The organism is uncultured Thermomonas sp. (assembly GCF_937872235.1).
Classification (GTDB): Bacteria; Pseudomonadota; Gammaproteobacteria; order Xanthomonadales; family Xanthomonadaceae; genus Thermomonas; species Thermomonas beijingensis.
Map to the genome: position 1 here is coordinate 1 of NZ_CALMPC010000071.1, position 14,551 is coordinate 14,551.

Genomic DNA, 14,551 nt, shown 5'->3' on the forward strand with positions numbered 1-14,551 from the left:
AGAAACTGCTTCAGCAGCATCAACCGCGGATACATCATGCACAGCCAGCGGTCGTGCCGGTCCAGGGTCTCGCCTTCCTTGCCCACCACCTCGCCCAACCAGCGGCGGATCTCCGGCGAGTTGACGTTGTCGTTATAGACCCAGCCCTCGTTGCCGGTGTTGTACGGCGGGTCGATATAGATGCACTTCACCTGCCCGGCGTAGCGCGGCAGCAAGGCCTTGAGCGCCAGCAGGTTGTCGCCTTGCACGATCAGGTTGCCGGTTTCGGTATCCCCGCAGGACAACGATTGCACCGGCTCCAGCAGGCGGAACGGCACGTCCTGGTGGTGGTTGACGACGGCGGCTTTGCCGATCCAGTTCAGGCTGGGCATGCGGGATGTGTTCCAAAGAGAATTGCAGACAGTGTGCGGATGCACGTCGCAGCGGTTGCGACGGCGGTCATGCGTCTCCTTCCATCAAGGCTGCAAGCCCGCGTGCGCTGTTCCAGATACGCAGCACTTCAACGTGGGTGGGAAGGTCGAGGTAGTAAAGCAGATAACGTTCGAAGTGCTTGATCAAGAAATAGCGCAACGGCGCAGGCAAGCCCGTCACTGCGTTGGCGTGCCGCGCTGAGCCTACGGCGGGATGCTGCCGGATAAGCAGGGATGTGGATTCCACCGCTGCAATGAAGCGCGTTTCCAGCAGAAACCCGCCTTGTTGTGCGTACCAGCTGGCAGCATCCTCTAAATCATGGCGTGCGGGATCGCGCCAATGAATGGGCTTCACTTAGCGCTTACCTTGCTCGGCACGCTGGTGTGCACGCTGGCGCAAGTTGTCGAAAAAATCTGGTTCCTGCGGTGTAGCAGGGCCCGACGCCATGCCTTCGGCAATCAACTGACGCAGAAACTCTTCCGCTTTGGCGCGTTGGCGCTGGCGGATCAGATCGCGCACGTAGTCGGATGTGCTGGAAAACCCGCCTTCGCGCACTTCTTCATCGACGAATTGCTTGAGCGGATCGGTCAGGGAAATATTCATCGTCGCCATGGCGCAGCTCCAGTAATGGCAAAGTTTGCCATTGGATTGTGCGCTGCGGGGCTACCAAGGGCAAGCGCACGGGTTTTACACCGCTAGGCCGAGGCGTAGCGTGCGGCCGCGCCAATCCAGCGTTGGATGATGTCATCGGCCACCGCCGGCGCGGTCTGCAGCAGGTCATCCGCCAGTGCGTGCACCTGCGGCAGCAGGTCAGCATCGCGTACAAGATCGGCCATCCGGAAACTGGCGATACCGGTTTGACGCGTACCCAGGAGTTCGCCGGGGCCGCGCAGCTCCAGGTCTTTTTCGGCGATTGCGAAGCCGTCATTGGTCTGCCGCAAGGTGTCCAGCCGCTGCCGCGCCATCTGCCCCAGCGGGCTTTGATACAGCAGCACGCAGCTGGATGCCGCGCTGCCGCGCCCGACCCGCCCGCGCAGCTGGTGCAATTGCGACAGGCCCAGACGCTCGGCATTTTCAATCACCATCAGCGAGGCATTGGGCACATCCACGCCCACTTCAATCACCGTGGTGGCCACCAGCAGGTCCAGTTCACCGGCCTTGAAGGCGAGCATCGTGGCCTGCTTGTCCGCAGCCTTCAACCTGCCATGCACCAGCCCGACACGCACGCTCGGCAGCGCGTCCTGCAGCGCCTCAAACGTGGTCTGTGCCGCTTGCGCCTGCACTTCATCACTCTCGTCGATCAAGGTGCACACCCAATACACCTGCCGCCCTTCGGCACAGGCGACGTGGATGCGGTCGATCAACTCGGGTCTGCGTTCGGAGGACAGCACCACCGTGGTCACCGGTGTGCGTCCGGGCGGCAATTCGTCGATGGCGGACACATCCAAGTCGGCATAGGCGCTCATCGCCAGCGTGCGCGGGATCGGGGTGGCGGTCATCACCAGTTGATGCGGGATGCTGCCACGCCCTTTTTCACGCAGCGCCAACCGCTGGTGCACACCGAAGCGATGTTGCTCGTCGATGATGGCCAATGCCAGATCATGAAATGCCACACCCTCCTGCATCAATGCATGGGTGCCTACCACCAACTGCGCCGCGCCCGAGGCCACCTCGTCCAGCGCTTTGGTGCGCGCTTTGCCGGTCACCTTGCCCGCCAACCAGCACACACGCAGCCCCAGGGGCTCCAACCATGCCCGCAAGTTGGCAAGGTGCTGTTCGGCCAACAGCTCGGTCGGCGCCATCAGCGCGGCTTGGCGACCATCGGCAATCGCCAGCAGCGCCGCCATTGCCGCCACCACGGTCTTGCCGCTGCCCACGTCGCCCTGCACCAGCCGCAACATGGGTTTGGGCTGGCGCAAATCCTCGCGCAGCTGTGCATACACCCGCGCCTGCGCGCCAGTGAGCTTGAAGGGCAGCGCGTTTTCCAATTTCGAAACCAGCACTTCGCTGCCGCGCAAGGAGCGCGTGCCCTCGGCTTGCAGCGCCAGCCGCTGCCGCCGCAGGCTGAGTTGGTGGGCCAACAATTCTTCCAACGCCAAGCGCCGCTGCGCCGGATGTAGGCCGCTTTGCAACAAGGCCACGTTGGCATCACGCGGCGGCTGATGCAAATACACAATCGCTTGCCGCAACGATGGCAAGCGCAAGCGCGCAAGCCATGCCGACGGCAACAATTCCAGCGCATCCTCACTCGGCAACCGTTGCAACGCCTGCACGATCAACTTGCGAATGCTGGCCGCACCGAACCCTTCAATTTCGGGATACACCGGATCCAGCGACTGGCTCAGTGCGTGCTCGTCGTCATCCAGCAACCGATAACTGGGATGCACGATTTCCAAACCCAACTGGCCCGGGCGCGGCGTGCCGAACACCCGCACCCGCACGCCCTTGGCAAACTGCGTCACTTGCTGCGCGCGGAAATGGAAAAACCGCAGGGTCAAGCGCTGATTCCCGGCATCGACCAAGACCACCTTGAGCACCGGGCGGCCACGAAAACTGCGCTCCACCAACTCCACCCGGCCTTCAGTCTGCGCGACAATTCCGGCCCGCAGTGCAGACATCGGTGTGAGTTGGGTACGGTCTTCATAACTGCGGGGCAGATGCAGCCACAGATCCTGCAGGGTCAATAACCCGCGTGCCGCCAACTTTTCGCGCAGCGCGGGGCCAACGCCAGCCAATACCGTGAGTGGCGTTTCAACGTCGGCAATGGCGATGGGCGCTGCCGCAGGCATGCGTCAAGCGGTCAAGCGAAAGACTTAACCCAACACCATGATGGCATCCACTTCGAATGCCGCGCCCTTGGGCAGGGCCGACACTTCAATGGTGGAACGCGCCGGATACGGCTGCGCAAAATATTCGCCCATCACCGCATTGACGGTGCCAAATTGCGACAAATCGGTGAGGTACAGACCGACCCGCACGATGTCGTCCATCGTGCCGCCAGCAGCCGTACACACCGCTTTCAAGTTATCGAATGCGCGCCGTGCCTGCGCTTCGATACCACCGTCCACTAGCGTACCAGTGACAGGATCCAGCGGAATCTGTCCACTGAAGAACACCTGATGGCCAGCGCGGGTGGCCTGCGAGTACGGGCCAATGGCGGCGGGGGCGGCGTCGGTATGAATGGCGTTACGAGGCATGCTGAAGTCCTTGCACGTGGGAAATCGGCCTATTGTAGAGCGCCACTGCTCGATAGCTCATTGCCCGCACGTCAAGCGCGCTCCAATTTCAACAGCGCTGCACGTCCTGCACCACATGCAACCGACGCACACCACGAATCACTTCATCCAAATGCCGGCTATCGGTCACGTCGATACCAAACCGCAATACCGCGATATTGCTATCGCGCTCCAGATATTCCACACGGTCGATATTGGATTCGGCCTGAGCAATCGCGGCTGCCACTTGCGCCAATACGCCGGGACGGTTTTCCACTTCGATCCGAATGGCTACGCTGAAGTCGCCCGCCACCTCGCGATCCCAACCAATCGCCACCCAACGGTCCGGCGATTTGCGGTACTCGGCCACATTCGGGCATTCCAGTCGATGCACCACGATGCCTTTGCCGGCACTGTGATAACCCATGATCTCATCACGCGGGATCGGCAAACAACATTGCGCGAAACTGATCACGCCGCGCTCGGCACCGGTGATCAGAATGCGCTCCTGCGACAGGGTGGCAGCCGGGTTGCGTGCACCCGGCTTGGCGGGGCTTTGCGGTTGCTCTTGGGCCAAGGCCTGCGCCACTTGCACGGGCATACGGTTGCCCAACGCAATATCAGCCAGCAGTGCCTCCAACCGCGAGTAACGGTTATCGGCAAGGTAGGCGTCCAACCGCGGCATTGGAATCCGATCGAGTGCCGTGCCTTGCGCGCCCAACGCACGATCCAGCATGTAGTGGCCCAACTGCACCGCGTCTTCATGCTCGAGCTGTTTGAGCTGCTGGCGGATGGCAGTACGCGCCTTGCTGGTGGCCACAAACTCCAGCCATTGGGTGCTGGGCGCAGCGGATTTCGCCGTAATGATTTGCACGGTTTGCCCACTGACCAGCTTGGTACGCAGTGGTGCCAATTTCTTGTCCACGCGCGCGGTGACCGCATGATTGCCCACATCGGTATGCACCGCATAGGCAAAGTCCAGCGCGGTGGCATTGCGTGGTAACGACAGGATATCGCCTTTCGGGCTGAACAAATACACTTCGTCCGGGAACAGATCGACCTTGACGTTTTCCAGAAACTCCAGCGAGGAACCGGTGCCACGCTGACTTTCCACCAGATTGGCAATCCAGTTGGCAGCCCGGGTTTGCGCGCTATTGCCGCCGGTTTCGATCCCCATCTTGTAGGCCCAGTGCGCTGCCACCCCGCGCTCGGCGATCAAGTTCATCTCGAGGGTGCGGATCTGCACCTCGATCGGCGAGCCATACGGCCCGAACAACACCGTGTGCAACGACTGGTAGCCATTGGCCTTGGGAATCGCGATGAAGTCACGAAACCGCCCATCCAGCGGCTTGTACACCGCATGCACCACGCCCAACGCGTGATAGCAATCGGGCACGCTCGCCACCACCACCCGGAAGCCGAACACATCCATGACCTGGTCAAAACTACGCCCTTGCGAACGCATCTTGGTATAGACGCTCCACGGTGTTTTGATCCGCCCCACCAATTGGTGGTCCAGCTTTTCCAGCGCCAACCGCTGCGCCAATTTCGCTTCGATCTGGGTCAAGGCCTCGCGCCGCACCAGCGGTTGGCTATGAATGCGCTTGTCAATGATCGCATGCCGCCACGGATGCAACGCGCGAAACCCCAGATCCTGCAATTCGGCCTTGATCAGATTCATGCCCAGCCGCTGCGCAATCGGGGCAAAAATCTCCAGGGTTTCGATGGCGATCCGCCGGCGCGCTTCGGGTGACTGTGCGCCCAATGTGCGCATATTGTGCAGACGATCGGCCAGCTTGATCAAAATCACGCGCAAGTCACGCGACATCGCCAACAGCATCTTGCGGAAACTTTCAGCGGCCGCTTCCTGCCGGCTACTGAAACTGAGCTTGTCCAGCTTGGTGACGCCATCCACCAATTCAGCCACGGTCTCGCCAAATTGCCGGGCGATATCGGCACGTGTGAGTGGGGTGTCTTCGATGGTGTCGTGCAGAATTGCCGCCACCAAGGTCTCCACATCCAACCCTTGTTCGGCCAACACCTGCGCAACCGCCACCGGATGCGTGATGTAGGGTTCCCCGGATTTGCGGGTCTGCCCCTCATGTGCGGCTGCGCCCACCGCCCATGCCTGACGCAACAGGCCCCGCTGCGCTTCGCTCAGATAGCTGGCGGCGCGCTCCAATGCGTGCACATAACCTGGCACCGCGTCCCCTGCGGGCACGGCTACGAGCATGGCGAGCGCAGGATCTCCTGGGGTCATGTGTGGAGCCTAACCTTGCCGCCGCGCAGCCGCAAACGAATTTCATTCGAAATTCATTGGCAACCACCAAAAACAAAAGCGGCCCCGAGGGGCCGCCGTGGCACACCACTCAGTGCGTGGGTGCTCAGTCGTCGCCCTTCATGTCGTCGTCGGCAGCAACAACCTCAGCAGCAGCCCATTCCAGCGCCTCGCGCTCTTTGCGCTCGCGCTCGGCCTTTTCGACGGCATCAATGAAACCGGTGTCGATGGCACGCGCTGCGATTTCACGCAGCGCCAGCACAGTGGGCTTGTCCTGCGCTTCGCTGTTGTCCAGCTTCGACTCCACGCCACCCGCCAATTGGCGCGCACGCTTGGACGCCATCATCACGAGTTCGAAACGGTTATCGACAACCTGCAGGCAATCTTCAACGGTAATACGGGCCATGTCTGTCCTGCGGCGATAGGCCGCGCAAGTGATACGAGGGGTTGGCAAGTATAGCTTGGCACAACACAACTGGCAAGCTCATGTCTTGAAAATCAAGCACATAGCCGAAGCAACTTCTGTATCACGGGTCCACCAGCAGCGAGGTGAGCAAGCGCGCATGCCGCGCCACCTGCGCATCTTTGCGCAGCCGGCTGGCGGTGAAGATGCTGCACATTTCGGCCACCGCCAGCTCGAACACTTCATTGACGATGACATAATCGAACTCGCCGTAATGGCTCATTTCCTCGCGTGCAGCGGCAAGACGCTGCGCGATGACCGCCTCCGAATCCTGCCCGCGCTTGCGCATGCGCTCTTCCAGCGCCGCTTTCGAGGGCGGCAGGATAAACACGCTGACCGCATCTGGGATCATGGCCCGCACTTGGCGTGCGCCCTGCCAGTCGATTTCCAGCAACACATCGCGGCCCTGCGCCAGGTGCGGCTCCACCGATTGCCGTGCGGTGCCTTTCCAATCGCCATGCACCCGGGCATGTTCAAAAAAATCCCCGGCGGCCACCATCGCCTCGAATTCCTGCGCAGTGACGAAGTTGTAATGCTCGGCGTGGCGTTCGCCCGGGCGCGGCGGCCGTGAGGTAAACGAAATCGACAGCCGGATATTGGCGTCACGTGCCAACACGGCATTGACGATGCTGGATTTGCCGGCACCCGAGGGCGCCGCGACGATGTAGAGGGTTCCGCGCATGGGCTGCTGACTGCCTGTCACTCGATGTTCTGGATTTGCTCGCGAATCTGGTCGATCAACACTTTCAGTTCCACCGCGGCGTTACTGGTGCGGGCATCGACCGATTTACTGCCCAGGGTATTGGCTTCGCGATTGAACTCCTGCAGCAAAAAGTCCAGGCGCCGCCCCACCGCGTCCTTGCCACCGTTGAGAATACGGCGCAATTCGGCAAGGTGACTATCCAGCCGGTCCAGCTCTTCATCCACATCGAGTTTTTGCAGCCAGATCACCAGTTCCTGCTCCAGGCGGCCGGGGTCCAACGCGGTGCCCAGATCATGCAAGCGCGCTTCCAGCTTTTGTCGCTGCCCGACGCGAATCTGCGGCACCAGGCCACGCACTTCGGCAGCGATCTTGCCGATGGCATCGGCGCGTCCGGCAATCACCTGCGCCAACTTGCCGCCTTCGCGTTCGCGGGCGGCCACAAAATCGTCCAACATCCCATCCAGCAAGGCCAACACTTCCCGCTGCAAGACATCGGCATCCACACCACGCGCTTGCACCACACCCGGAAATTGCAGCAACTCGGTGAACTGCACCTGCAAGCGCGGGAAGCGGGTATCCAGGCGCTGCGCCAGATCCCCCAGCCGCGCCAGCAACGCCTCGTCCACTTGCAGCGCATCGCCACCGCCGGTACTGCGCAAGCGCAGCACCAGATCCAGCTTGCCACGCGACACCCTGGCCGCCACCCGCTCACGCAATTGCGCTTCGAATGCACGCAACTCATCAGGCAGGCGCAAGCCAAGTTCAAGGAAACGGTGATTCACCGCCCGCAATTCGCCGGAAAGCACACCCCATTCGGTGCTGCGTTCGCCGGCTGCAAACGCGGTCATGCTGCGGATCATGGGCAATCCAAAGCCTACAAAGAGGCAATGGTAATCTAGCGCCCCGTAGATTGTCGGCTTTCAGCAATGTCTCTCTCCCGTCCCAGTGGCCGCAGCGCCAGCCAGTTGCGCCATGTTTCCATCCAACGCAGCTTTACCCGCCATGCCGAAGGCTCGGTGCTGGTGAGCTTTGGCGATACCCGCGTGCTGTGCACTGCCAGCGTGGATAACAAGGTGCCGGGGTTTTTGCGCGGCAAGGGCGAGGGCTGGGTGACCGCCGAATACGGCATGCTGCCGCGCGCCACCCACACCCGTAGCGATCGCGAAGCCGCGCGCGGCAAGCAAGGCGGACGCACACTGGAAATCCAGCGCCTGATTGGCCGCAGCCTGCGCGCCTGCGTGGATCGCAGCCTGTTGGGCGAACGCACCATCACGCTGGATTGCGATGTGTTGCAGGCCGATGGCGGCACCCGTACCGCCGCCATTACCGGCGCCTATGTGGCCTTGGTGGATGCGGTCAATGGGCTGCTGAAAAAAGGCGACATCAAGCGCAGTCCGATCTTTGGCGCAGTGGCCGCAATCTCGGTGGGCATCTATCGCGGCGTGCCGGTGCTGGATCTGGATTACGCCGAAGACAGCGATTGCGACACCGACATGAACGTGGTGATGAACGACGGCGGCGGTTTCATCGAAGTACAAGGCACCGCCGAAGGCCATGCGTTCCGGCGCAATGAGCTCGACGCCCTGCTGGTGCTGGCCGAGCAAGGCTGTACCGAGCTGTTTGCCGCACAGCAAGCCGCGTTGGCCGAATGAAATTGGTGTTGGCCAGCGGCAATGCCGGCAAGTTGGCCGAGTTGCGCGCCCTGCTGGGTGACGGTTTTACCCTGCATGCGCAATCTGAATTCGGGATTGCCGATATTGATGAAACCGGGCTGTCCTTCGTCGAAAACGCACTCCTGAAAGCACGCCACGCCGCACGCGCCAGTGGCCTGCCAGCATTGGCCGATGATTCCGGCCTGTGCGTGGATGCCCTGCACGGTGCGCCGGGCTTGTATTCGGCACGCTATGCCGGCACACATGGCGATAGCAACGCCAATATCGAAAAATTGCTGGGCGAACTTGCCGGCGTGGAGGACTCCCGGCGCAGCGCGCGTTTTGTGTGCGTGCTGGCGCTGCTGCAACACGCCGACGACCCACTGCCGCTGCTTGCACAGGGCGTGTGGGAAGGCCGCATTTTGCATGCCCGCCAAGGCAGCAATGGGTTTGGCTATGACCCGGTGTTTTTCTCGCCCGCGCACGGCTGCAGTGCGGCAGACCTGCCCGCCGAGATCAAGCACCGCGACAGCCATCGCGGGATGGCGCTTATCCAGTTGCGAAACCTATTGCAACCATGCTGACTCCCCCAGCGCTATCGCTTTACGTCCACCTGCCGTGGTGCGTACGCAAATGCCCGTATTGCGATTTCAATTCGCACACGGCCAAGGGCACGCTGCCCATCGAGGCCTATGTTGATGCGCTGCTGGCCGATCTGGATTTTGATCTGCCGCTGGTGTGGGGCCGAGTGGTGCATAGCGTGTTCTTTGGTGGCGGCACGCCTTCCCTGTTCCCACCGGAGGCGATTGATCGTTTTTTGCAGCAAGCCTGCGCGCGCCTGCGGTTTGCCCCCGACGCGGAAATCACGTTGGAAACCAACCCCGGCACGGTGGAACATGGCCCGTTTGCCGGCTACCGCGCCGCGGGCGTCAACCGCCTGAGCTTTGGCGTGCAGAGTTTCGACGACGGTTGCTTGCAGCGTCTGGGCCGCATCCACTCCAGCCGCGACGCCGAGCGCGCCATCCAGTCCGCGCAGGATGCCGGCTTCGACAATGTCAACCTTGACCTGATGTATGCACTGCCACAGCAGACCTTGGCGATGGCCCGGCACGATGTCGAACGCGCGATTGCCCTTGCCCCCACCCATATCAGCCATTACCAATTGACGCTGGAAACCGGCACCCAGTTTGCCGCGCGCCCACCCGCCGGGATCCCTGATCTCGACAGTGCCTGGGACATGCAGGAGGCCTGCCAGGCGCAACTGGCGACTGCCGGCTACGACCAATACGAAACCAGCGCCTACGCCAGACCCGGCCGGCAATGCGCGCACAACCTCAACTATTGGCGCTTTGGCGACTACCTGGGTATTGGTGCCGGCGCCCACGGCAAGCTGACCTTGGGGGCCAGCCAGCAAGTCTTGCGACGCTGGAAACTCCGTCACCCGGAGCTGTATCGCGAAAAAGCCGGTACCGCCGACGCCGTGGGCGGCGATGAATACCTGAGTGCGCAGCGGCTGCCATTCGACTTCATGCTCAATGCCTTGCGCCTGAACGAGGGCGTGCCGCTCTCCCTGTTTGAAGCGCGCACCGGGCTGCCGAGGGATGTCATCGCCACCCGGCTTGCCAAGGCCCGCGCCAATGGCTGGCTGGAAGCCGATCCGGACTGGCTGCGCCCCACCGAATTGGGTCGCCGGTTTGCCAATGACGTGATTGGCCTGTTCCTAGACTGAACTGCGTGTCAACGATGGTGACGATCGGCACGGATTGAGGCAACGCCGGTTCGCGCATACCATGCACATCTTGTCCGCGCATCGGGGGCGCAGATGGCCAACGCCACCTTTATCACATCCACGGGCACTGCATCGAATACGCTTGCCAAAGCGCGCCTGCCGCGCTATCCGAAACAAGTGCTGGAACACTTGCTGGGTGTGGCGCGCAATGCATTCGATGAGCAATTGCCTTTTATCTTGCACGAGGCCGAGCTGGTACTCGCGCGCACGCCCATCGGTAGCGACGCCAAACAGGAAGATGCACGCCTGACATCGATTCGCAGCCTGGGCGCCGGCTCCAGAACCTTTGTGCGGATTTTCTTGGCGCAAATCGAGTCGGCCATGGCCAGCGTGGACAGCAACCGGTTGGCCACTGCGGCATCGACTGCGGATGCCGAGCCCCCCCCCGTCGAGCTGAGCTTGCTGGACGATGATGAGGTCAGCGACGATGCCACGCTGGACAATATGGCCAGCCGCATGGAGGCACGTAACAGTCTTGGCCTGCAGCTGATGGGCCTGCGATTTGGTGTGCTGGCAGGTACCCCGGCATTGCAAGGTGAATACCTGCCGTTAGGACCGCACACGTTGTGCTATGCCTTGGCGGAAGCGGCCGCTGCGTTGACCCTGTCGCGTTACGCCAGACTGCAACTGTTCCAGCAGTTTGAACGCAGCATGGTGGAGTTTTATCCGACATTACTGGAAGCGTTCAACGCCCGGCTGATTGAAGACGGAATCTTGCCGCATTTGAGCTTCGTGCCGGTACGTGTACGTCCTGGCTCCGCTGCAAGGAGTGCCACAGCCGAAAACACCGCCCCGTCCACACCACCACCCGCGATGTTTGAAACCGTCCCCTTGCGCAGCACCGATCCCGGCGAGTTTGCACCGCCGCCGATTGCGCAGGTTCCGCCCGAACCATCGACCACCGCAACCGACCCCGGTTTCAGCATGCTGCAAACGCTATTGGATCAACGTCGCAGCCTGCTTAGCAAGTTGCGCCCGGGTGCGCGTGACGAGCGCGTCCGCCAACTCTTGCAGCATGACGACGTGCTGACTGGGCTGCAGCGGATGCGCGCCGGCAATGTCAGTGCCGATTCGGTGAATGAATACCGGCAAATCCTGCTGGCACAGGCGCGCCAACTGCATGGGCATGGCGTGACGTTGTCGCAAGCCGACCATGACACCTTCGACTTGCTGGTGATGTTCGTCAACCAGCTGCAGGGCAATCTGCGTAAATCCAGTATTGGAGATGCATTGGTCGATCGCTTGAAACTGCCGCTACTGCAAATGGCACTGCGTGATCAAAGCTTCTTCGTGGATGCCAATCATCCCGCCCGCCAATTATTGAATTCGGTATCGCAAGCCGGTGCCAAATGGCTGCCGGAAGAGGATCTGGATCCACAGTGGTTGGGATTGCTGCAACGTGCGGTGCTGACTATCCAGCAAGAACCCGACTGCACGGTTGATACATTCATTGAGGCCAATCGAACCCTGCAGTCGGGCCTGCAGGCGATGACCCGCAAAGCAGAAATGGCCGAACGCAGGCAAGTCGAAGCCGCGCGCGGGCGTGAAAAATTGGAAGTGGCACGCAGCCGTGCACAGATTGAAATTGCCCGTCGCACCCAAGGCCGTAATTTGCCGGAGTTTCAAACTGCATTGTTGGAACAAGCGTGGGTTGACGTGCTGTCACTGGCACATCTGCGCAGTGGTGACCACTCCGATGCGTGGCACCAATTGCTGGAAGTCACCACCCGCATCATCGACACCTGCACCGATGGCAGCCAGGGCGCGCTGCCGCAGGCCGATATCGAATGCATGCGCAGCTCGCTGGAACAAGTGGGCTATCACGCCGAAGGCGCCGAAGTCATTACTCAGCATCTGATCAATGGCCATGCGGCAACCGCCGATTCCTGCCAGGAATTGCTGTCGAAATACGGCAACCAATCGCGTTTGGGTGAGGGCCAGGTGGCTGCCGCAGCCCCCCCCGAAACGCAGCTGTCCGATCAAGAGCAATTGGCACAGCAAGCACTGCGCGGTCTGCAGGAACCCGTTTGGATGGAAGTCCAGAACGAACATGGCCAGAGCCATCGCTTCAGGCTGGCATGGGTCAGTGCACAGACCGGACAAATCCTGGTTGTTAATCGTCGTGGCCAGCGCATCGCCAATGACGATCTGGATTCGCTATCGCGCAAACTGGCAGCCGGCCAAATGCGTTTGTTGGTCGACGATGCCTCACCCACCGAAGCCGCATGGAGCGCCACTTTGGATAGTTTGAAGCGATTTGGGCATGACGCCGACCAGCAAGATCCGGAGGCTCGCCATGGGGATTGAATCGCGCCGCCAACCGCGCCGTGCTGTGTCCGGCATCGTGGAGGTCATCGACACCATGACCGATGAAGTCGTGGGCCATCTCGGCAATCTATCGTCTGGCGGCATGTTGCTGATTGCCAACCGCGATCTACCCGAGGATGCATTGTTTCAGCTGCGTTTCAACCTGCCCGACGAGATCGACGCAGCCCAACCGATTATTACTGGCGGGCATGTGCTGTGGCAGGCACGTGGGCATGCACCGGGGCAATATTGGGTCGGCATGCGATTTTTGGGGTTGTCACGCGATGCCGGGCACCGGTTGCGCATCTGGTCCACGCAACCGGCCAGTTGAGTGCGTCAGCTGCAGCGCAACGATCAATGCGCGACAATCGCATTTTCCTCGCGGCACTCTGCTCATGTCCTCAGCTACGCTTGCCTCGCTGTACCCGCAGCACATTGACACCCTGCTGGCACGCAGCGCCGAAGCCTTGCAACGCGGCGGCTTCGACCACCTGTTGATTCCCAGCGGCACGCTGCACTACCAAGCCTTCGATGACCGTGATTACCCGTACGCGGTCAATCCGCAATTCAAAGCGTGGCTGCCGCTGACCCGTGCGCCCGGCAGTTGGCTGCTGATCAGCCCCGGCCAGCGCCCCAAGCTGCTGTTCTTGCAGCCGCATGATTATTGGCATGTGGTGCCGGATGCACCCAGTGGCTACTGGGTAGAGCACTTCGACATCCTCACCATTCGCACAGCAGACGAAGCGTTGATGCATCTGCCGCAAGACCTCGCCAGCTGCGCGATCGTGGGTGAGCCGCACAGTGCACTGGGTGATTGCACCCCGAACAATCCGGCCGCCGTCGTGCACTATCTGGAGTATCACCGCGCGTTCAAAACCGCATATGAAATCGAGATGATGCGGCAAGCCAACCGCATCGGCGTACGTGCGCACCGCGCCGCCGAGCGCGCCTTCCGCGCCGGGGCCAGCGAGTTCGGCATCCATCTGGCCTATTGCCAAGCCGCCGGCCAGGACGCCAACGACTTGCCCTACGGCAACATCGTGGCGCTCAATGAACACGGCGCCGTGCTGCACTACACCGACCGTGACCGTGTGCCGCCCAAGCCAGTGCGCAGCTTCCTGATCGACGCCGGGGCCAGCTTCGGCGGCTACGCCAGCGACATCACCCGCACCTATTCCGCCGCGGAGGACGAATTCGCCGCGATGATCCGCGCGGTTGACGCCGCACAGCTCGAACTTTGCGATCGCGTGCGCGCCGGCACCGATTACGCACACATCCATCTGCAGGCGCACCTGCTGCTGGCCGGTGTACTGCGTGAATTCGGGGTCTTGAACGTGTCACCGGAAGACGCCCTGGCCAGTGGCGTGTCCAGCGCGTTCTTCCCGCACGGGATTGGCCACGGGATTGGCTTGCAGGTGCACGATGTGGCTGGCTTTGCCGAATCGGACAGTGGCGGCCGGATTGCCAAGCCCGACGGCCACCCCTATCTGCGCCTCACCCGCACGCTGGCCCCCGGCATGGTGGTGACGATTGAACCGGGGATCTATTTCATCGACATGCTGCTGGACGAAGTCAAAGCCAAGGGGCTGGGCGATGCGGTCGATTGGTCACGCGTGGACGCGTTCAAGCCATTTGGCGGCATCCGCATCGAGGACGATGTGGTGTGCACCGAGGATGTACCGATCAACCTGACGCGTGAGGCGTTTGCAGCCTAAGACTTCATTCTCCCGCCG

14 protein-coding genes and 1 pseudogene are annotated in these 14,551 nt (G+C 61.6%); 6 read left to right on the plus strand and 9 right to left on the minus strand.

The features are described from left to right. The 9 genes and pseudogenes from QWB57_RS06085 to QWB57_RS06125 all read right to left on the minus strand — a co-directional run. Positions 1–371, minus strand: a pseudogene (locus QWB57_RS06085) (site-specific DNA-methyltransferase); the annotation flags it as partial. A gap of 67 nt (positions 372–438) precedes the next feature. Continuing rightward, positions 439–765 (minus strand): type II toxin-antitoxin system RelE/ParE family toxin, encoded by a 327-nt coding sequence (locus QWB57_RS06090; RefSeq protein WP_288968781.1) that lies wholly within the window; start codon positions 763–765, stop codon positions 439–441. Continuing rightward, the gene (locus tag QWB57_RS06095) at positions 766–1,023 is read right to left on the minus strand and encodes a type II toxin-antitoxin system ParD family antitoxin (protein ID WP_288968782.1); all 258 of its coding nucleotides are present in this window, start codon (positions 1,021–1,023) and stop codon (positions 766–768) included. It lies immediately after the preceding gene. 83 nt (positions 1,024–1,106) lie between these two features. Continuing rightward, on the minus strand, positions 1,107–3,200 hold the full coding sequence (gene recG / locus QWB57_RS06100; protein ID WP_288968783.1) for an ATP-dependent DNA helicase RecG: 2,094 nt from the start codon (positions 3,198–3,200) through the stop codon (positions 1,107–1,109). A gap of 24 nt (positions 3,201–3,224) precedes the next feature. Next, a complete protein-coding gene (locus QWB57_RS06105) occupies positions 3,225–3,608 on the minus strand; it encodes a RidA family protein (protein ID WP_223629147.1) in 384 nt (127 codons plus the stop codon). A gap of 88 nt (positions 3,609–3,696) precedes the next feature. Continuing rightward, positions 3,697–5,886, minus strand: coding sequence for a bifunctional (p)ppGpp synthetase/guanosine-3',5'-bis(diphosphate) 3'-pyrophosphohydrolase (locus QWB57_RS06110; protein WP_288968784.1), 2,190 nt, complete (start codon positions 5,884–5,886; stop codon positions 3,697–3,699). A 124-nt stretch (positions 5,887–6,010) separates the two neighbouring features. Next, positions 6,011–6,310, minus strand: coding sequence for a DNA-directed RNA polymerase subunit omega (rpoZ, locus tag QWB57_RS06115; protein ID WP_223629145.1), 300 nt, complete (start codon positions 6,308–6,310; stop codon positions 6,011–6,013). Positions 6,311–6,431: 121 nt separating this feature from the next. Then, entirely contained in the window at positions 6,432–7,049 is a 618-nt protein-coding gene (gmk, locus tag QWB57_RS06120) for a guanylate kinase (RefSeq protein WP_223629144.1), read from the minus strand. A gap of 17 nt (positions 7,050–7,066) precedes the next feature. Next, positions 7,067–7,930: a YicC/YloC family endoribonuclease gene (locus tag QWB57_RS06125; protein ID WP_288968785.1), complete on the minus strand. Its 864-nt coding sequence runs from the start codon at positions 7,928–7,930 to the stop codon at positions 7,067–7,069. Between the two features lie 66 nt (positions 7,931–7,996). Here QWB57_RS06125 and rph point away from each other — a divergent pair, with 66 nt between their 5' ends. The 6 genes from rph (at position 7,997) to pepQ (ending at position 14,533) form a co-directional block, all read left to right on the plus strand. Continuing rightward, entirely contained in the window at positions 7,997–8,722 is a 726-nt protein-coding gene (gene rph / locus QWB57_RS06130) for a ribonuclease PH (protein ID WP_223629142.1), read from the plus strand. After that, positions 8,719–9,306: an RdgB/HAM1 family non-canonical purine NTP pyrophosphatase gene (gene rdgB / locus QWB57_RS06135; protein WP_288968786.1), complete on the plus strand. Its 588-nt coding sequence runs from the start codon at positions 8,719–8,721 to the stop codon at positions 9,304–9,306. Before rph ends, rdgB begins: the two co-directional genes overlap by 4 nt. Next, the gene (gene hemW / locus QWB57_RS06140) at positions 9,300–10,451 is read left to right on the plus strand and encodes a radical SAM family heme chaperone HemW (protein ID WP_288968787.1); all 1,152 of its coding nucleotides are present in this window, start codon (positions 9,300–9,302) and stop codon (positions 10,449–10,451) included. Before rdgB ends, hemW begins: the two co-directional genes overlap by 7 nt. Before the next feature lie 93 nt (positions 10,452–10,544). Continuing rightward, positions 10,545–12,818 carry a DUF1631 family protein gene (locus QWB57_RS06145; protein ID WP_288968788.1) on the plus strand — a complete coding sequence of 758 codons (2,274 nt, stop codon included), beginning with the start codon at positions 10,545–10,547 and terminating at the stop codon, positions 12,816–12,818. Continuing rightward, positions 12,808–13,149, plus strand: a complete 342-nt coding sequence (locus QWB57_RS06150; RefSeq protein WP_223629138.1) for a PilZ domain-containing protein — start codon at positions 12,808–12,810, stop codon at positions 13,147–13,149. The genes QWB57_RS06145 and QWB57_RS06150 overlap by 11 nt, the downstream gene beginning before the upstream one ends. A 64-nt stretch (positions 13,150–13,213) precedes the next feature. After that, a complete protein-coding gene (pepQ, locus tag QWB57_RS06155; RefSeq protein ID WP_223629137.1) occupies positions 13,214–14,533 on the plus strand; it encodes a Xaa-Pro dipeptidase in 1,320 nt (439 codons plus the stop codon). Positions 14,534–14,551: the final 18 nt, after the last annotated feature.

Bases quoted from the DNA above. Each gene is read 5' to 3' on its own strand.
- QWB57_RS06110 (WP_288968784.1), bottom strand. From the start codon at position 5,886: ATGACCCCAGGAGATCCTGCGCTCGCCATGCTCGTAGCCGTGCCCGCA.
- rdgB (WP_288968786.1), top strand. From the start codon at position 8,719: ATGAAATTGGTGTTGGCCAGCGGCAATGCCGGCAAGTTGGCCGAGTTG.
- hemW (WP_288968787.1), top strand. From the start codon at position 9,300: ATGCTGACTCCCCCAGCGCTATCGCTTTACGTCCACCTGCCGTGGTGC.
- gmk (WP_223629144.1), bottom strand. From the start codon at position 7,049: ATGCGCGGAACCCTCTACATCGTCGCGGCGCCCTCGGGTGCCGGCAAA.
- QWB57_RS06095 (WP_288968782.1), bottom strand. From the start codon at position 1,023: ATGGCGACGATGAATATTTCCCTGACCGATCCGCTCAAGCAATTCGTC.
- QWB57_RS06125 (WP_288968785.1), bottom strand. From the start codon at position 7,930: ATGATCCGCAGCATGACCGCGTTTGCAGCCGGCGAACGCAGCACCGAA.
- rph (WP_223629142.1), top strand. From the start codon at position 7,997: ATGTCTCTCTCCCGTCCCAGTGGCCGCAGCGCCAGCCAGTTGCGCCAT.
- pepQ (WP_223629137.1), top strand. From the start codon at position 13,214: ATGTCCTCAGCTACGCTTGCCTCGCTGTACCCGCAGCACATTGACACC.
- QWB57_RS06145 (WP_288968788.1), top strand. From the start codon at position 10,545: ATGGCCAACGCCACCTTTATCACATCCACGGGCACTGCATCGAATACG.
- QWB57_RS06150 (WP_223629138.1), top strand. From the start codon at position 12,808: ATGGGGATTGAATCGCGCCGCCAACCGCGCCGTGCTGTGTCCGGCATC.
- recG (WP_288968783.1), bottom strand. From the start codon at position 3,200: ATGCCTGCGGCAGCGCCCATCGCCATTGCCGACGTTGAAACGCCACTC.
- QWB57_RS06105 (WP_223629147.1), bottom strand. From the start codon at position 3,608: ATGCCTCGTAACGCCATTCATACCGACGCCGCCCCCGCCGCCATTGGC.
- rpoZ (WP_223629145.1), bottom strand. From the start codon at position 6,310: ATGGCCCGTATTACCGTTGAAGATTGCCTGCAGGTTGTCGATAACCGT.